The sequence below is a fragment of the Lottiidibacillus patelloidae genome (genome assembly GCF_002262935.1).
Classification (GTDB): Bacteria; Bacillota; Bacilli; order Bacillales; family SA5d-4; genus Lottiidibacillus; species Lottiidibacillus patelloidae.
In genome coordinates, this window is record NZ_NPIA01000007.1 from 52,859 (window position 1) to 70,838 (window position 17,980).

Genomic DNA, 17,980 nt, shown 5'->3' on the forward strand with positions numbered 1-17,980 from the left:
ATCCCCCTTTATAATACTCCACAAAGTCGGTAGCCTAATCCACCATATTCATCATTAAATTTGTACTCTTTAATAAGTATTTTGGCTACTTCATCTTTAAAAACAGTTTCACTTTTAACAATTGCACCCAAACTTTCTACAATATACGCTTTTGCTCTTGGGTTTAACTCTTCTAAATTTTGGTTATTAAACTCTATTCCTTCAAGATTTTCTTCCATTTCTTGTTCAGAAACTAATAAACAATTAAAATAATCACCATTTCTTTGATAACGCAGTTCCCAAGATTCTGTGAAGAGCCTACCATCGCGATCAAATTCTGTTAATTGATGCATCTTGTTATAAAATCCAATCTCTTTCGTTTCTAGAGAATTGCGTAACCAAAATGTGTCGTGATTCTGTATACTACTTATGAGTTGAAGAAATTTTTCCTCTGAAGCTAAAAAGGCATATCCAATCATACTTCTACCTCCTCTCTATCACTAACTTGCTTAAGGAAATCGGTCCAATTAGTTTCTAAATAATTTGCAAGAGTATCTAGAGTTTCAAATGAGTACGTGTTATAAACACCTTCTTTTTTACTTTGAGCTTTTTCCAACAAAGTTCCCCATTTACTCTGTAGATTTTGGTTATAAACATTGATAGAAATGTCATTACAACCTACATTAACTTCTCCAAAGCCTATACTAGATTTTGCCCCTATTGATAGATTCCCTTTTTGAAGATCCCTTATTAAGAAACAAAGCCAAACAATTTGCCACTCCTCCGGGTTCTTTAAGTGAACTGTAGTTGATGCATCGCCTTTTGTTATACACTCTGTCTCAAAAAGAGCACCATTTTTACTTCCACCTCTAAAACGGTCAATTGCTATATTTGTCCTTGTGTCAGTAGATACAGTATTAGAATTAAACATCGCATCTTCTACAGTTAGTCTGCCACGAAATACCGAATGGCCAAATAGTTGATTAATAGGGTTTAACTTATCATAAAATTCAATAGATTCGTATTTATCCTTTTCTTTCTTTTGATATACTTTCTTTTTATTATCATCTGAAGAAGGCTCCACATTTATTAAATGATAAAAAATCTTTTCAGTATGAGAACGAAATACACCTTTTATACTACTGCCTGGAATATAATATTTACCATTTGAAGTAAGGCAGTAAAGTTTATTGTTCTTTTCCTTTTTACCAACCGTCTCTTCCTTGGGAGCTTGAATTAGTAAAGGAGATCTAGGACTTAGTGTTAATTTCATAACTACTTCACTGTTTAATTTTCTCCATCGACCATCAAATACCATTGTTCATCACCTCTCTTAAACTAATTCAAATATAATGTTAAATTTATTATCATCTACTTTAATTGCGCCTTCGTGTTTTTTATTTATTAATGATTTTAAATAAGCTTTTTTATCGTCAGAATGATCAAAGTGATAAGTTTTAACTTTAGCATCTACTAATTGAACCGAACCTAATCCTCGAGAGATTTTACCCCCAAGTTGAATATTCCCATTAACAAGCTCATGAATTGCTAAGTATAGAAGCTTTTCATCTTGCGTAGATAGATTTTCTCCTTCAATCATAAAGTCAAATTCCTCCCCGGCATGTACAACTTCATAATCAAACTTTGCTCCATCTTTCGCTGCTCCTGTATCGCGATCAATTTTAACACTATGACGTACAGTGCTATGGATTTTAGAATCATTATTTTTCGTTAGAGTTCCATCATGTACTACTATTTTTGAGGCGCGGAAAGTTGATCCATAAAGTTGACAAATTGGGCAAATATTTTGATCAATTTCATTATTAACTTCATTTTCTTTCCCGTCACGAATCAGCGGTTGTAATTTTTCTTGTAGTTCTTTGCTCGCTTCCCCTTGATTACAATCATTTTCAGCTAAAAAGCAAACAGGTACAGAATTATTTGTTAAAACTAAATGATGCAATCGTTCTGATACAGCTCGTAAGACACCTTTCAAACTAGAACCTGGTATATACGGTTTATCAAACGCATCTTTCATCACTGTTGCATCCGTTTCCAATGACATTTTTCCTGACCCAATGTGCAATCCCGAAAGTAATTTGATTTTCCCAGTGAATATTGTTTTGTTCTTAATTTTTACCATTTTTCTTCTCCTCCAATACGATAAAATCTGCGATAAAGAGAAAAACGTTTTTTGCTAATTCAAGATAGTAAATACTATACTGAGGTGAATTTTCTCTTGTCTCTATATCATAATCCATTGATAAAGTAATTAGGTCTAATTTAAATCTTTCAGAAAACAATTCATCCATTAATTGTAATAATGTAAGACCATCTATATTTTTCGTCTCCCAATATTTAGCTACACTCCCTCTAATACTTTCTTCTACTAATTTTTTTCTGGATACTGAAATTCCATCTTCTAAAAACTCTTTAACTCGTCTAGAAAGGGAATTAAAATATGATGCACTACCATATTTGCACTCAAATGAATCATCTAATTCCTTTGCAATATGATAAGCTAACTTTTGTATTTCTTTTTTAATAAACTGGCTTTCCCATTTGATAGTTAAATCCATTTATTACACCTCCTCCATTTGTAAGTGGAAGGGGTGACAAACAAATACAGTTCCAAATCCGTCATAGGTTCGCTCACCTATTGGCATGTTTTCGATCTTTCCTAGTAGATCAATCCACTCTTCATCCGATCCTTCTTTAGATTTGAATAAATAGCTACTACCAACCTTGATACCGACTTCATCATCTAGAGCAGTTTTCCACATTTGATTCCATCCTGAAATTTGCTTTGTACTAACTTGTGAATATTCTAGGGTGAAGTCTGGTATTGTTAAGTTTGTATAATTTTCTAGTAAGTCCTTTGTTAAGTCTGTTCGATATCGGAACCAGTTATCTTTCAAAATTGCATCAGACATACATGTTATAGAAAAGGCAAATTCATCTTGTTTAATCACATTCTTTTCTCTACATAATGATTGAAAGTCTTTCCATCTTTCTTCCAAACTTTTATTTAATGATGGATTACCTTCCGTTGGTATTCTCTCATTAACTTCTTGGCAATTAGTCACATTTAACATTCCAAATCCCGATGTTCTTTTACTACCAACTCGAAGGGTAGCATTAATATTCATTACATTTTCAAAAACTGCTTTATGTTCCCTAGGTACTTCTATAATTCCCTCAAATATTTCTTCAATATCAATTGTATTTTCAAAAAATATATGACCTTTTTTATTCGTCTGTGTAATTGGGTCAATTGCTATATGACCTGTTTGTAATTTATTTACTAGTCGTGCATCTTGATAAAGAAAACCTTCCAATTGATAATCCTCAAGTGCTGTTATAGGTCGATCATAAGGTAATAAAGGTGACTGGCAAACTTTACCACCTTCTGTTTCATGGTTACATTCAAATGAAGCTGAATTATATTCTTTCGTATTAAGATAGTTATCTAGCAAGCTATCTCTAACTCCGTGATTTTTTTCGAAATCTTCGCTTACAAAACCAGGGAATTGTTTACAAGAGACTGCTGTTAAAGGTAATAATGAAGAGTTCGCCGGGTGAAAGTTTCCAAAACGGTATCCTTCTTCAACAAATAAATCTTTAACTTCTTTCGTTACGGCAACCTCATCTTGATATTTATCTAACTGTTTCATTAATTGTATAAAAGCCCCTCTAATTGATGCTCCTGGTATGTATTCTAATGAATGAAAGACAGATGAATCTCCGCTAGAAGGCCGATTAGATAATACCAAAGGTGAAGCAGTCTCGAGAGTTATTAAATAATATGTTTTATCCATTATTCACTACCTCCTCAACAAGATTAGCTATGTTATTTTCTAATAATTGATTAATTTGTCTTTCAGAAAATAACTTTCCATCTATTTCAACCTTTTTTATTAATAGGCTCAAATGACCTAAGCCAGCCCTTCTCCTACCTCCAACTCGTTTTAAACTATAGAGACTAAGGAGTAGGTAATAGATTGGTTTAGGAATTCCATTTAATGTTATTTCTTCTTTTATAATTCCATTAATAATTCCTTTAAACACTAAGTTATTTTGAACAACTTCATGTGTGTATAGATGTTCTGATTTTGCTACTCTACGACCACGGACTATTTGATTTCCTGACTTCACTTCATAAAGCATGTTCGCTTTATCTCTTAGATTTTCTTTAATTTCATCATTAAGTTCCCAATGTGAGAAGTAAAGTCCACCTTGTTTCTTTTCAGAACCAAATAAGCTCTCCACTATATCCAAACTACTGTTGCCTGTTAGACTTAATAACTTTCGGTATTCGTCTCTAAGCATACCTTTAACAGTATGACCAAAGACGATTGGATAACGTTCGTTTTCTTTAATTCTTGATAAGGTTTTCCTATCAATAATCCCAGCAAATCCTTCCCCAGTTCCTACGTGGAGCATACTTTGCAAGTTAACATTATATTCTATCATGATGTTTGCCATTGACGATTACCTCCTTCCAAATAACGATAAATTTCAAAAGCATCAATTAAGGGGCTACTATCATAATCATTTTCATTTACCCATAGTGATTCTGCTGATTGCCCTTCATATAAAATTTTATATAATTCTTTAAAATCTTCACGTAAATCATCACTTAAATTCCCAATGTATTTTCCATAATAGTAATTAGCCTCCCACTCCTCTAAGAAATGCAAGTGGTAGAACGCTTTTATTTTACTACTAGGTAATTTATGCTCTTTCATAGACTCAATAACATTCTGTAATTGCTGCCACTGAGTCAATGTATAAGGTCTTTTAGTTAGTAAATACTCACCATCTTTTGTGCTTCTACGTAACTGTTGACTTCTAATTGAATTCAAATCTGGATTAGATGACATTGAAACAACCGTATAGTCTAAAGTTGATAATTCTTCTGCATCTGTCACACCATCTAATTTCAATTCGTAGTTCTTCTTTTTAGCAGACCGAAGTAATTGTTCTGCTAGTGGTACTAAATACTTAATAGGGAAAGAAGCTTTAGCAATCGCTACTCCTGCAGACATCGTTAACCCACGCCAATTGGGATCAATTTCTCGTTGATATTTAAACGTTTCTTTTGAATAAATCGCAAACTTTCTCAAAAAAGAACTAGCAAATTCCATTGCTTTATTGGATGGAACAGCAACAATTAAATCATCCCCTGCAGTAAGAATAAGTTCAATTGGCAGTACATTCACTTTGTCAGAGTCATCAGTGCCTTCATCATTATTAACTAACAGTGGAAAAGAGTCAGTTGTCGGATAAAGCTTAATAATTGTATCGATTACTGATTTTCTAATGCAGTTTTTTAAATGCTTACTAAACTCTCTGTAACCTTCAGAAGTCTTTATCTTTTTTAGTAATTTATTCATACTATTTCCATCAAAATACAAGAGACCAATTTCATTATTACCAGCTGCTTTACCAATAACCGATAGTTGTTTTGGCCATTCAAACGAATCATTATATATCTCAGCTAAATTCTCTCTAATCGGCGAAGAAACTTCCTTATATTCATCATAAAATGCTTGTTTGATTACTGAAGACGGGCTTATTTTAGCAAATGGAACTTCTGTTTCATTTCTCTTTGAAAGAGTTTTATACTTTTGTTCTACTTTGTTCACTTCATAGAATTCCTGCTGAATATCCTCTACCATCTCATACCCACTGTGCGAACAACGATAAATGATTCCTAAGTGCTTATTTTGTCCGTAACTTCTTCCTGCTTGCTTTTTTTGGCGTAACTTAAATTCTCCTTTAGAAACACTTTCGTAATAAGCATCATGGTTAAGTTCAACTACTTCCCAAGAGATCGATGCTGAATTTGTCCATTTTCTATAAAGACCTTCTATTAACTCACCACAATTTTTAGCGTCTTCTTCTTCTGCAAATTCAACCTTTCCGCTTCCACCATCAAGATAGATTATTCTAAACTTATCATTTTCTTCAAGTTTATTTTCAGAAAATCCAAAATAATCTAAAATAACCTTTTTAGTCTTCTCTACATTTAAAGTTTCCAACAGCATACTTGCACCACGAATTTCTTTAAGTTTTGAAGATGCGAACACGTATTCCTTTATTTTATCGGTGTCTAACAAAAGCAAGTAATTTAGTAACATCTGTCATCCCTCCCTAATTTGATTTTGATTTTGATTGCTCAAGAAGAAGCCTTCTTTCATCGCAATTTTTTTCTCTTTTATCGAAACCATAAAGTAAATTGACCTAATCCGAATGTTGTTGCTTTCCCAACATGAAACTTTTCGGCAAACATTATTGCAGGCAATAGTTCATCTAGTTCCTCCGTTCTTTTTAAATCAATTCTTCCAATTACCCCACCAAGTTTCATATATCTTTTTTTATTGGTAGAGTAACGAAGGATATCTTCCCACTTGCTCCTTTTCATCAGATATGTATGCTTAGGAAATTGTAATTTCGAAGTGTAAGCCTTAAATGAACTTCTTTCAATAGCAGTATCTGTATGGATACCTAATTGGAAAATCCTATGGTGAACTTGCCAAAGAAATCTTTCCATACTAATCTCTTTTATTAAATTTCCATTCTGCTGAATACGGAAGGGAGTTTCAAATTCAATTCTGAGATTTTGATAATCCGGTATAGCATATGTGAAATTAGTAGCTTCAGGTTTTTTTATGAATTCACTAGTGAAAACCTCCATTTTATCGTCTTTCAATATTTGAAGCACATTATCTACAGCAAATTGCATTTTATATTTTCCTAATTTAAAGAGATGGAACTGTTCAAATACATGATACAAGTTGGTTGCAAAGAGCTCCGCTTTTTTTCCAAATAGTATTATTTCAAATGTTAATAGATCTCCCTTTTTATATTCCTGATGCCTCTCATTGCAACGAATAATATAAGGGTGGGGCACAGTACCTCCCCGATTTAAACTATCAATCAAAGTTTTAGGTGATTCGAAAATAGCACTATATAAGCAATTATTTATGTACTCACACTTTTCGCAATTCAGCTCAAAGTCATGACAAACATTTTTCTTTACCTTTCTTGCTATTACTCCTCTAAGCATTGAAGTTTTATGTTCAGGTAGCTTCCCATTATTCAAACTTTTTAAGTTAACTTTAAAATGTATATATGGGAAATTTTCTATGTAGTTTTTCATGTGGCTATAGCTCCTTCATATAGTTGTTGGTCTAATTCTATTAACACTGCCTTTTGGATTAGTTTTATTAACGATTGCTTAGGATACAAATCGAACATATCTAAATAAGGTTTAATGAATTCATTTGGAGTAACACCTTTGGAAAGTTCGATGTATTCTTCTTTTGTCAAGTCTTCAAATCCATGTCCACCTACACCGTTATGTCTTAAATCTAGTAATCTATTAAAATCTTTATCTTTAAAAAGAAAATAGAGTTGAGCATAAATCTTCTCCTCACCTTTTAAAGATGAAATTACTTCAGGTCTATCTTTACGAATTTTAATATTATGTTTTGTCTGTATATGCTTCAAATGATTTCTGAGCTCTTTCTCGTATTTATGCAAATATTGACCAATTTCGTCTTTCGGTAGATCGAGTCCAAACTTTCTATTACTTCTTATCCTAAGTTGTTTCTTTTTAATATCCCAACCAAGTGCAAAAAGCAAAAACTCTTCAATAAGTCGATAGTAAATTACTGAAAAATCAATTAGCCTGTTTTCCTCAAAATAAAAGTTACTTAAGTCATATAGGAAGTAAATAAACTGTCTTTGATCTTTTCTTAATAATTGCTTCATTTCCTCTATAAACTCTAATTCCTTTTCAAATGCACCGTGATTAGATAAAACATCAAATAATACTTCAAAATACTTTCCTTTAAATACATCCAACTGAAATAAACCATTTCCAAAATCCAACAATTCACTGAAACGCTCATTTCCCCACTTATTATTAATAATTTTTTTTGCTGATTTAAAGTTACCTGATACAACAAAGTCTTTTACATGATGATATATTTTTTCATCTGACAAGTAGTCATTTGCAGCAATAGCATAGAAACCTCTAGATTTTTCAGACAGCTCCTTCTCGTTACGCGAAAATAAAATTAAATCATTAATATTCTGTTGAGAAAGTTCATGCGCAATCATATGTTGAAACGTGCGATTACCATTTGATAAATCTAAATATATAGTTGAGTCAGGAGATATGATCTTTGATAACATTTGTTCTATTTGTTGGATAACACTTTGAAAATCTTTATTTAACCTAATTATATGTGGAGTAAAATTTACCTTATTGTAAAAGGTTATAAATTCAAACTGTTCTAATATATTTTTAACGTCTTGAACTATTTCTTCACTAAAGACAATATGTATTTCAAAGGGGCTGTCAATTTTATTAGTTGCAAAAATATCATGTAATAACTTTTCTATGTTTTCAGTTGGAGATGCCTGGTTACCCTCTAAATAGTCATATTGGTGAATTAATAAATGCCTCATTAGGTAAAATTCCTTTCACAATAGTTCGAAGAATGAATCGGTTAATTTTTGTTATATTTTCGTCCGTATTAACCCCTAAATCCCTAAGCAGCAAGCTTGTATCCGAAACAAATCTCCTTTTTGCTTTTTCTTTGGTTATACCAAAGTAACCGGTGTATTCTTTCCATAAATTTTGTTCACTAATACCACTTCGACCGTGACCTATAAAACTGTTGTTTCTAAATTTCAGAGTGTCCGCAACATTCTGACTTTTCATGAAAAAATAAGCTCCATAATATCCGTCCAATTCCCAACTTTCATACATTTCCTCCATTTGTTCTATTACACTATGAAAACTTTTCTTCTTTTTAACCTGCATTTGAACTTGATTCGTCTGTGCATAATGATATAAATAATGCATGATGGCTTCACGCGCCCTATAAAAGCGGATTAAGAATGCTGACATATCACCCATATCCAGATACACATCTAGTTGACGGAATAACTCTACAATTAAGGCAAGGTCCTTCTCTTTCTTATTTGTTGAGTTAAGTTTTTCAAAGACAGATTCTGTTTCCAGAAAAAGGCTGCGTTCCCCTAAATATTTTTTCGCTTCTTTTAAATGGATTGAAGCATCCTCAAAAGCAAAGTTAAATCTATCAATCATCATATGTAATAAACTCTTAAGCCCCTTTGAAAGATCACTAACAGGTAAGTCATCTACCATTAAAAAGGCAGCATAGTAATCGTGGTCTAAAATAAACGCTCGGAATTGTTTGGTCCACTGTTCAGTTTTTCCTTTGATCGTTGTATTAACTGTATGTATTGATGTCTCATTATAATAAACACTTTCATATCTATCTTCCCATTGACGTATGCCTTCCAAAAATAACGCTTGTTCCGGAATAGGATCTCCAAATGAAACGACATGTCCAAATTTAGAAAAGGGATATTTAATGGATATTTCATGTACAACTGGCTCAAAATCAACCATTATCTCTTCTAATGGACTCTCTTTAGAACCAGGTATGATATGAACACGTATGCTTTTTTCTACATTAATTGTTTTATCCAATTCTTTATGTAGGTAACTAATAATTTCAGGAAGAAATTTTGCACTTATAGTTTCTTCAATAATAAACCAACAATGTATCTCTTTAATTTTTCGTTCTTTATTCAACTGTATAATAATTAGGTCTAATTTATTTAAAATTTCAGATAAATCATAGTAATAAAAAGGCTTAATCGAGGAATTTTGAGAGTATTTACCTCTTGATTTCTCTATTAAGCCTGGGAAAATAAAGTGTGGAATAAACATTTCATCCCTCCTTCAACTATAGTTCTTTCTTATCATTACCTTTCCATTACACAAATGTAATAATTACCCATAATTTTGTAAAAAAATAATTAAAGTAAAGATTTGACCCTGTAGTATGCTATAAAAAAGCTTTCCTACTAATTCTATGTATTAGGTCTACGTTTAATGCTTTAGTATTAGACTTAATATGAAATAACCTACTAAAGTTTCATTTTAAATATGTTCAAAAAAGAAAAGGTTGAAGAAAAAATTACTTGTTTTTCAACCTTTCTAGTATTCTAGTATTAATTCAATATGTTTCGTTGATCTTTTAAATATTTATCAAGATCAACCGTCGTCCTTGTTAATTCTAGTAACTCATTATTTTTAAAATATCGAATTTGTTTATCGATATAAGGATTAAGGTTATCTACAACAGCTACTAACGTTTCGTCATCCAAGCGTCTTATCTCATCAGGTGTTAATAGATCGCGTTTTTGAGGGTTTGAGTTAATCCCAATATTGCTATTCTCACTTAATGCTAGCGATCTACTAATCGAGACAATCTCTTTTTGTCCAAATAGCTCTGAAAAGTATTTCGCACTATCTACAGATAATCCTGGAAAGACAAATTTCGTTTTTAAATTATCTAAAATAGTATGTGCTTTTTCTTTTCCATAGTTACTTATTAGCTGATTTATGCTTTGTATGCCTATTGATATACTAATTTTTCTAGATCTAAATGTCGCTAGAGCAGTATCTATATTTGGAATAATACCTATATTGGCAAATTCATCTAAGAAAAAGTAGACGGGGACTTTAGACTTTCTTTCTACTAAGTGTGCCATTAATTGCGTGTAGAAAGGAGCCATTAAAGGTGCTAATGTTGCACTTTTATGTTCTGGAACAATGACATATAATACTGTCGGGCTCTCACTAAAGTATTTTGGATTCAATTCATTGTAACTAGTCGCATTAACTACTGTGGGATCGACAAACAATTGCGCACAAGAAGCTAGTACTGTTCTAATACTAGAAGCCGTCTTTTCTGATTCAGCTGCTTGCATAAAAATATTAAATTGTTTTTTCGCTTCTTTTGATTCCCCTTTAAATAACACCCTTAAAGTTTCTATCTCATTTTCTACTAGTAAGTCCATAGCTGTCGAAATTGTATTTTTAGGAGGCTCTAAACTTCTAACAAATAGTAATCCGGCAGTTAACAATGGGGTAGCCATATTAATCCATTCTGCGCCTCCAGAAACTCCCCCAGTCATTGCCTCGACAGCTTTATTTCCATTAGTTAAAATCATTTGTGCCAGTTCTCTAATTTCAGTAACATTTCTACATAACGAAAGTGGATTATAACGCATAGTATTTTCATGATAAGGGCTAAAAACTAATACTCTCTTACCTTGAGCGATGTTTGTCGCAGCAGTAGTTTTGAATATCTCCCCTTTTGGATCAGAAACGATACACGATGCATTTGGAAGTGAAAGCAGGTTTGGAATAAAATAGCTAGCTGTTTTGCCACTCCCTGTTGGTCCGACACATACCGCATGCTCAAAACTTTTTCTCTCACTTAATCGTAGAGTGCTTCCAATAATTAAACCATCTTCACCGGTTACTTTCTTCATATCTTTAAGTTTCGCAAATGAACTTGTACCCAGTTTTTCTTGCTTTACTAAAACAGGTCTTGGAGCTTCTCCTACCAGCTGGTTAGTTTTATTTAATAATTCTTTATGAAGTTGATCATCATCTATATTTGTTTCCCCTAAGTACCATTTAACAACAACGTCTAAACTATGTAAGCATGGAGGTAGAAGCTTTCCATATTCCTCAAAGTCATCAAGATCATCGCTCAAGATTTGAATGGCATTTAAATGTATGGCAATTACTCTTGGAATAACATCATCATCAAGTAGTGTATCAATTAATGGTTCAAGAGTAATATCTCCTGGATTGTTATAGATAGATCTGCTAAATAAATCTCTACAAATATCCTCTGCAATTCTTCTAGCTAGTATTAATGAAATTTGTGGTTCTACTACTGAAAAGCTTTTTAATTTTTCATAAAGCTTCTTAATTCGATCCATCTTGTCATTAATATTGCCCTGTATAAATCCAATAGACATATGCTACCTTCCTTCTTCCACCGATTAGATATTCACTAATTTAAATATTCAAAATATTATTACAATTATTATATGCCTTTAATTTGACGAAAACAAGAAAATTATGCCAATTTTAACAATTTATTTGAATTTTAGAAAATAGGGTGGATTTTAAAGTGATAGTACCTAAATATGAATTATTAAGGGGATTTATAATGTGGAATTAATACTCTGGACGAGTCATGTTCATTTCTACAAAAGTAGATGGAAACTATTACATAGAAAAACGTGGTGTGTTAATACTCTGGACGAGTCATGTTCATTTCTACAGACGAGCTAGCGGATGATTATATCCGCATCGTCGTGTGTTAATACTCTGGACGAGTCATGTTCATTTCTACCCGAGCGCAAAGAAAAAATTAGCGCAGCTTGGTTATGTGTGTTAATACTCTGGACGAGTCATGTTCATTTCTACTACAAAAGGAAAAAGCAACATAGAAATATACACAAAAATGTGTTAATACTCTGGACGAGTCATGTTCATTTCTACCTTACTTGGAAGTTTTACCCGTCGTGACGAAAGGTGTGTTAATACTCTGGACGAGTCATGTTCATTTCTACAATAAAGTAGGCAGAAATGTCTACAAAATTCTTTATGATGTGTTAATACTCTGGACGAGTCATGTTCATTTCTACAACGCTACATCTGCGATTCGTGCTTTGATGGAAGAAGATGTGTTAATACTCTGGACGAGTCATGTTCATTTCTACGTGGAAGAAAGACGATTTGAAAATGAATTAGTGCAACTGTGTGTTAATACTCTGGACGAGTCATGTTCATTTCTACAATGTGGATATCTGGTGACAAAGAGTTAAAGTTAAAGTGTTAATACTCTGGACGAGTCATGTTCATTTCTACAACAAAACGAGGTCATCTTAAAAGGTTTCTTTATAGGTGTTAATACTCTGGACGAGTCATGTTCATTTCTACTGTACCCAAATTTTACCTTACTATCCCAAGGCTTTCAAGAGCCAAATTACATGGTGCAGATTTTTTCTGTTTTTCAAAAATATATTATGTAAACTAAAATTAGCAACCTTTCAAAATACTACACTTTTCGGGTTTATTAGACAGAAATCGACACAATAGTGCTCTATTTATAGCAAATGTCTCATTACATGGTAACCTGCAATTTTACCCGTTTTTTTAACCATACACAAAATAAACCAACTACGAGTTAATAGTGCAACGTTCACTTAAAATTTAAAGAATTTTATCCCCATTAGTATATGTTTTTCAATGGTTTCTAATTACTAAGTTTCACCAGAACTCAGCTCTTCTCCACCATTTCATATAACAGAACACTATAATCTCTAATTTTATCTTTCAGCACAATTTTCTCTCGCCACTCTTTTGGAATTCCACCAACCCCATAATAAGCTCCAGCAATTTGCCCATAGACCGCTCCAGTTGTGTCTGCGTCATTACCAAGATTTACTGCTAAAAGTAGCCCTTCCTTAAAACTTTCACTATTGTAAAAAGCCCAAAGTGCCGCTTCTAATGATTTCACGACATAGCCACTACCTACAATTTCTGGTGGATTGAGTTTTTTGAACGATCCAGACGCAATTTCGCGAATTTCATCTGCCCATTTTTCCTCAGTAAGTGTTTGCATTTCGATCGCAAATGCTTCAGTTAGAAGTTCCTCTTTTGAGTAATTCTTAAGCGCACCCGCAATAATAGCTCCCATATATTTACACGCATCAATTGCAAGTGGAGCTTGGTGTGTCGTGCGCGAGCTTTCACCAGACATATGGATTGTTTTCTTGAAATCTTTCCAATATAAAAGCGGGATTGGTGCTAGTCGCATAATTGACCCATTGCCAGCAGAGTATTTGTCTGTCGAACCTGAGTAAGGATTTCCAGTTTTTTTATAATTAAATAAAGCATCAGAAACTGTATTTCCAATATCAAAGCAAACACCATTACTACTTAAATAACCTTCTTGTTCCCACTTTACATACCTTTCCAATTGGTCTTTTGCATGAAACCCATCACATTTGATTAAACTTTCAGCAAGACATAATGCCATCGACGTATCGTCCGTCCACTCTCCTGGTTTTAGGTTAAAGACTCCTCCACCAACCATGTCATTAATCGGTTCAAATGTACCTGGCGCTTTAAATTCCACCGTTGTTCCAACTGCATCACCGACTGCTAATCCGATCATACTTCCTAAAAATCTATCTTTCTTATCCAATCGTTATTCCTCCTAAATTGTTCAACTGCTACTTCTCTTGTAATATACTTTCAACAGCAGGTATTAATTACCTTTTTATTCCTTTTATTAAATTAATAAAGAAACACAAAATTCATATATACTTTTAAAGAATATTCAAAATTTTATTGTTGACTTCTTGAAATCGCCTATGGTATATTTCTAACTAATTTAAAAATAAATCAGCTGCAACGAAGTAGCTTGTATTCTCCATAGCAAATAGAGACTGGATGGTTGCTGAAAATCCAGATGGGGTGCAAAGCGAATTACACTGCAAAAAACGAGCTGTTTACTTAATAAGTGGATGAGTATTTTACTCATCAATTAGGGTGGTACCGCGGAGTCTCTTCGTCCCTTTATTGGGATAGATGAGGCTTTTTTTATTCCTTAAAAAAGTTAATATTTAAACAGCTGCAACGAAGTAGCAGTTAACGTCATAAAATATAGAGACTGGATGGTTGCTGAAAATCCAGATGCGTTAACTAGTGAATTACATTGCAATTTACATGCTGTTACCAATGAAGTGGTTGGATGTTGTTTATCCGACAATTAGGGTGGTACCGCGGAGAGCTTCTTCGTCCCTTCTTATAGGGATAAAGAGGCTTTTTTCTATTCCAAGCCAAAATATAAGGAGGTATTCAAATGACAGTATTAACCGAACTAAAAGTGCCAAATCATTTAAAACAGTGGGTAGTTGATCAAAACTATTCAAAGTACACAGCAATTGATCAAGGTGTTTGGCGTTATGTAATGCGACAAAATCACAATTTCTTAAAAGATGTTGCTCACGAAAAATATACTACTGGTTTAACTGAATCTGGGATTAGCATTAATAAAATTCCTAAAGTAGAAGAAATGAATGAATGCCTTCGTCCTTTTGGCTGGAGAGCTGTAACAATCGATGGATTTATCCCTGCGGTAGCCTTCTTTAGCTTCCAAGCAAATGGAATATTGCCGATTGCATCAGAAATTCGTAAATTAAAAAATATTTTATACACACCTGCACCCGATATCATCCATGAAGCGGCAGGGCATGCACCTATTCTTTGTGATCCAGAATACTCGACTTTTGTAAAACTGCTTAGTAGTATCGGGGCAAAGGCAATCGCTACAAAAGAGGAACATGAGGTGTTCGAAGCGGCAAGAGCCTTATCCAATTTAATGGAAACTGGCATTGCAAGCGATGAAGAAATAAAGAAAGCTGAAAACCTACTTACAGAAAAGCAATCTGCCGTAAAAACTGTTTCCGAAGCTGAACAAATTGCAAGATTGTACTGGTGGACTGTAGAGTTCGGAATGATTGGAACAACTGATAATCCCAAAATTTTCGGTGCAGGTCTCCTCTCTTCCGTTGGTGAAAGTGCAAATAGCTTAACAAATAAAGTGAAAAAGCTTCCTTTTCAATTAGAGCATGTAATAGCAACTAGCTTTGACATATCTAAGCAACAACCACATCTATTTGTTTGTGAAAACTTCGAGCAGCTTACAAAAGAAGTTCTCCGTTTTTCAGAGACAATGGCATTCAAAAAAGGTGGCACAGAAAGTTTGGAAAAAGCGTTAAAATCAGAAGCTACTGCAACTGTCGAAATGTCTTCAGGTCTTCAAGTTACAGGTACTGTAACAAATATAATTAAAGATGAAAAAGATGAAGCAATCTTCTTTAAGATGGAAGGTCCGTCAACTTTATCTTTTGAAAATAAAACATTAAGTGGACATGGAAAAGATAGACACTTTCATGGTTTTAGTTCTCCAATAGGAAAACTTAAATCTACTAATAAACAACTAGAAGATTTCTCAGCGATTGACTTAATTCAACATAATATTGTTATTGGCGAAAGGACAACATTGTTATTTGAAAGTGATGTTCAAGTTAGTGGTACTGTTCGTGAAATAATGAAGAGAGATAATAAAATCATTTTAATTACATTAAAAGAGGTTACTGTTACTCATAATGACAAAATACTATTTGAGCCTGAATGGGGCGAGTTTGATTTAGCTGTCGGGTCTACAATTACATCTGTCTTCGGCGGAGCAGCTGATCCAGAAAACTTTTTTCAAACTGAAGATATAAACCAAAGTGTCGGACAAATTGGTGCCAATAAGTTAGAACATAACTGCCTCGACACGATGTATGAGTGGATCAGAAATATTCGTGAGAAAGGCCAAGTAACGTTCGAGGACGAACAAGAACTACGCCGAATTGAAAATACTTTAAAGGTAAACTTCCCAAAAGATTGGTTATTACGCTTAGAATTAGTTGAACTACTTCATACCAATAGTATTTTGCATGAAGTAGAATTGCAGCTCCGTAGTCAGCTTGATAAGTTAAGTATGGTTGACGACAACTTAAGTGAATTAATTAATAAAGGATTAAAACTATTAAAATCATAAGTACACATTTTTCTTGAGAGGAGTTGTTTTTAATAATGGATAATTCTTATGATGTAACAGTGATAGGAGCTGGTCCCGCAGGCATTTCCGCTGCAATCTGGTGCAAACGATTAGGATTAAATGTCATAATTGTTGAAAAAAGAAAGAAAATCGGCGGACAGCTCCAAAAAATACGTAATGACATTATTGATTATCCAGGGCTAATTTCTTCTAATGGAGATGAGTTAATAGATTCTTTTGAAAAGCATTTGCAAAAATTAAATATCCCTATAAAGCTTAATGAAAAAGTTCTTACGATTGATAAAGAAAACAAAGTAATACTTTCTGAAAATCATTCATGGTTTAGTAAATATGTTATTACCGCAACTGGTAGTGGTCCAAGGAAATTAAATATTCCTGGTGAAGAGCAATTAAACGAACACACTAAGTATTCTTCTACTAGTAAAAACGTTGATTGCTTTAGAGGTAAAACGGTCGCCATTATTGGTGGTGGCGACCATGCTTTTGAAGGAGCATTAAATATAGCAGGCGTTTCAAAACGTGTATTCCTCATTCATCGTAGTAATACATTTAAAGCAAGAAAAAAATTTGTTGAACAAGCAATATCCAACCCAAAAATTACGATAATGAAAAACAGCCAAGTGACAAAGATAAATCACGAAAATAACGCTGTAAAGTCAATAAATATAAGTAACAAAGAAAATCAAACACTAGAAGTAGATATTGTATTAATTAGAATTGGCGTATCACCAAACGGTAAAGTCCTCCCTATTGAAAGTCATGACAATAAGTCTTCATTAGTAGACGTCGATAAAAACTTAAGAACATCAGTTCCATGGATTTTTGCAACCGGAGATATTATAACTCCTCCAGCATTATCTAGTATTTCTACCGCTGTTAGTCAAGGAATGATTGCAGCAAAAACGATTAGTCTCGAGGTGTAATCTCTTGAAAAGTTTTACAGATCACTCAGGTTACAAAGTTAATATTACATTTAATTCAGCTGTATTTTCAGAACCGAGCGATGTTCTTATCTTTCCTCTATATAATGAAGGAATTATTTTAACAAACCATAAAGAGCGAGGAATCGAACTTCCAGGTGGCAAAATTAAAAATAATGAAAGTGCCATAGATGCTGCTGTGCGAGAAGTGTATGAAGAATGTGGTGCTTCTTTATCCTCCATTCAGTTAATAGGACAATATTCTATACCAGACTTCAATGCCTCTGGCTTAGTAAAATCAATTTTTGTGGCAAAAGTCTCGGAACTAAATGCAATTAAGCAAACTACTGATACATATGGACCGGTCATATTTGAAACACTTCCAACTACAGCTGATCTAATGCGTGAAGACTTTAGTCCGTATATTAAGGATGAAGTTTACCCATTGACTATTAATCATATTCGGTCAACTAAAAAGTTAAATTCATATCTAAAATTAATTCATATTTAAAGTAGGCAAGT

Annotated in this window: 15 protein-coding genes and 1 CRISPR repeat array; of the genes, 3 read left to right on the plus strand and 12 right to left on the minus strand. The window is 33.3% G+C overall.

Translation table 11 applies throughout. The annotated features are described in order from the left end of the window. Positions 1–8: 8 nt before the first annotated feature. From CIB95_RS12560 to CIB95_RS12615, 12 genes are all read right to left on the minus strand, one after another. Positions 9–458, minus strand: coding sequence for a hypothetical protein (locus tag CIB95_RS12560; protein WP_094925703.1), 450 nt, complete (start codon positions 456–458; stop codon positions 9–11). Continuing rightward, positions 455–1,297 (minus strand): RAMP superfamily CRISPR-associated protein, encoded by an 843-nt coding sequence (locus CIB95_RS12565; protein WP_094925704.1) that lies wholly within the window; start codon positions 1,295–1,297, stop codon positions 455–457. The genes CIB95_RS12560 and CIB95_RS12565 overlap by 4 nt, the downstream gene beginning before the upstream one ends. A 15-nt stretch (positions 1,298–1,312) precedes the next feature. Beyond that, positions 1,313–2,122 carry a type III CRISPR-associated RAMP protein Csx7 gene (gene csx7 / locus CIB95_RS12570; RefSeq protein ID WP_094925705.1) on the minus strand — a complete coding sequence of 270 codons (810 nt, stop codon included), beginning with the start codon at positions 2,120–2,122 and terminating at the stop codon, positions 1,313–1,315. Then, positions 2,109–2,558, minus strand: a complete 450-nt coding sequence (locus CIB95_RS12575) for a hypothetical protein (RefSeq protein WP_094925706.1) — start codon at positions 2,556–2,558, stop codon at positions 2,109–2,111. Before CIB95_RS12575 ends, csx7 begins: the two co-directional genes overlap by 14 nt. 3 nt (positions 2,559–2,561) lie before the next feature. After that, the gene (locus tag CIB95_RS12580; protein WP_094925707.1) at positions 2,562–3,797 is read right to left on the minus strand and encodes an RAMP superfamily CRISPR-associated protein; all 1,236 of its coding nucleotides are present in this window, start codon (positions 3,795–3,797) and stop codon (positions 2,562–2,564) included. Further along, positions 3,790–4,464: an RAMP superfamily CRISPR-associated protein gene (locus tag CIB95_RS12585; protein WP_094925708.1), complete on the minus strand. Its 675-nt coding sequence runs from the start codon at positions 4,462–4,464 to the stop codon at positions 3,790–3,792. Before CIB95_RS12585 ends, CIB95_RS12580 begins: the two co-directional genes overlap by 8 nt. After that, entirely contained in the window at positions 4,449–6,122 is a 1,674-nt protein-coding gene (locus tag CIB95_RS12590) for a Cas10/Cmr2 second palm domain-containing protein (RefSeq protein WP_094925709.1), read from the minus strand. Before CIB95_RS12590 ends, CIB95_RS12585 begins: the two co-directional genes overlap by 16 nt. Positions 6,123–6,199: 77 nt before the next feature. Then, positions 6,200–7,144 (minus strand): CRISPR system precrRNA processing endoribonuclease RAMP protein Cas6, encoded by a 945-nt coding sequence (cas6, locus tag CIB95_RS12595; protein ID WP_094925710.1) that lies wholly within the window; start codon positions 7,142–7,144, stop codon positions 6,200–6,202. Then, positions 7,141–8,460: a hypothetical protein gene (locus CIB95_RS12600; RefSeq protein WP_094925711.1), complete on the minus strand. Its 1,320-nt coding sequence runs from the start codon at positions 8,458–8,460 to the stop codon at positions 7,141–7,143. Before CIB95_RS12600 ends, cas6 begins: the two co-directional genes overlap by 4 nt. Further along, complete coding sequence (locus CIB95_RS12605; RefSeq protein ID WP_094925712.1) at positions 8,432–9,757, minus strand: hypothetical protein; 1,326 nt, start codon at positions 9,755–9,757, stop codon at positions 8,432–8,434. The genes CIB95_RS12600 and CIB95_RS12605 overlap by 29 nt, the downstream gene beginning before the upstream one ends. Positions 9,758–10,041: 284 nt before the next feature. After that, positions 10,042–11,868 carry a type IV secretory system conjugative DNA transfer family protein gene (locus CIB95_RS12610; protein WP_094925713.1) on the minus strand — a complete coding sequence of 609 codons (1,827 nt, stop codon included), beginning with the start codon at positions 11,866–11,868 and terminating at the stop codon, positions 10,042–10,044. Positions 11,869–12,067: 199 nt separating this feature from the next. Next, positions 12,068–12,838: direct repeats of the CRISPR family, unit length 36 nt; unit sequence GTGTTAATACTCTGGACGAGTCATGTTCATTTCTAC. Between the two features lie 340 nt (positions 12,839–13,178). After that, the gene (locus CIB95_RS12615; RefSeq protein WP_094925714.1) at positions 13,179–14,108 is read right to left on the minus strand and encodes an ADP-ribosylglycohydrolase family protein; all 930 of its coding nucleotides are present in this window, start codon (positions 14,106–14,108) and stop codon (positions 13,179–13,181) included. Positions 14,109–14,768: 660 nt separating this feature from the next. Here CIB95_RS12615 and CIB95_RS12620 point away from each other — a divergent pair. Genes CIB95_RS12620 through CIB95_RS12630 form a run of 3 tightly spaced genes read left to right on the plus strand, consistent with a single transcriptional unit; the run spans position 14,769 to position 17,969 of the window. Further along, positions 14,769–16,517: an aromatic amino acid hydroxylase gene (locus CIB95_RS12620; RefSeq protein WP_094925715.1), complete on the plus strand. Its 1,749-nt coding sequence runs from the start codon at positions 14,769–14,771 to the stop codon at positions 16,515–16,517. Positions 16,518–16,552: 35 nt separating this feature from the next. Then, the gene (locus tag CIB95_RS12625; protein ID WP_094925716.1) at positions 16,553–17,461 is read left to right on the plus strand and encodes an NAD(P)/FAD-dependent oxidoreductase; all 909 of its coding nucleotides are present in this window, start codon (positions 16,553–16,555) and stop codon (positions 17,459–17,461) included. A 4-nt stretch (positions 17,462–17,465) separates the two neighbouring features. After that, positions 17,466–17,969, plus strand: a complete 504-nt coding sequence (locus CIB95_RS12630; RefSeq protein WP_158217635.1) for an NUDIX domain-containing protein — start codon at positions 17,466–17,468, stop codon at positions 17,967–17,969. Positions 17,970–17,980 lie beyond the last annotated feature (11 nt).

Bases quoted from the DNA above. Each gene is read 5' to 3' on its own strand.
- CIB95_RS12590 (WP_094925709.1), bottom strand. From the start codon at position 6,122: ATGTTACTAAATTACTTGCTTTTGTTAGACACCGATAAAATAAAGGAA.
- CIB95_RS12575 (WP_094925706.1), bottom strand. From the start codon at position 2,558: ATGGATTTAACTATCAAATGGGAAAGCCAGTTTATTAAAAAAGAAATA.
- CIB95_RS12580 (WP_094925707.1), bottom strand. From the start codon at position 3,797: ATGGATAAAACATATTATTTAATAACTCTCGAGACTGCTTCACCTTTG.
- cas6 (WP_094925710.1), bottom strand. From the start codon at position 7,144: ATGAAAAACTACATAGAAAATTTCCCATATATACATTTTAAAGTTAAC.
- CIB95_RS12605 (WP_094925712.1), bottom strand. From the start codon at position 9,757: ATGTTTATTCCACACTTTATTTTCCCAGGCTTAATAGAGAAATCAAGA.
- CIB95_RS12565 (WP_094925704.1), bottom strand. From the start codon at position 1,297: ATGGTATTTGATGGTCGATGGAGAAAATTAAACAGTGAAGTAGTTATG.
- CIB95_RS12560 (WP_094925703.1), bottom strand. From the start codon at position 458: ATGATTGGATATGCCTTTTTAGCTTCAGAGGAAAAATTTCTTCAACTC.
- CIB95_RS12600 (WP_094925711.1), bottom strand. From the start codon at position 8,460: ATGAGGCATTTATTAATTCACCAATATGACTATTTAGAGGGTAACCAG.
- CIB95_RS12585 (WP_094925708.1), bottom strand. From the start codon at position 4,464: ATGGCAAACATCATGATAGAATATAATGTTAACTTGCAAAGTATGCTC.
- csx7 (WP_094925705.1), bottom strand. From the start codon at position 2,122: ATGGTAAAAATTAAGAACAAAACAATATTCACTGGGAAAATCAAATTA.
- CIB95_RS12620 (WP_094925715.1), top strand. From the start codon at position 14,769: ATGACAGTATTAACCGAACTAAAAGTGCCAAATCATTTAAAACAGTGG.
- CIB95_RS12610 (WP_094925713.1), bottom strand. From the start codon at position 11,868: ATGTCTATTGGATTTATACAGGGCAATATTAATGACAAGATGGATCGA.
- CIB95_RS12625 (WP_094925716.1), top strand. From the start codon at position 16,553: ATGGATAATTCTTATGATGTAACAGTGATAGGAGCTGGTCCCGCAGGC.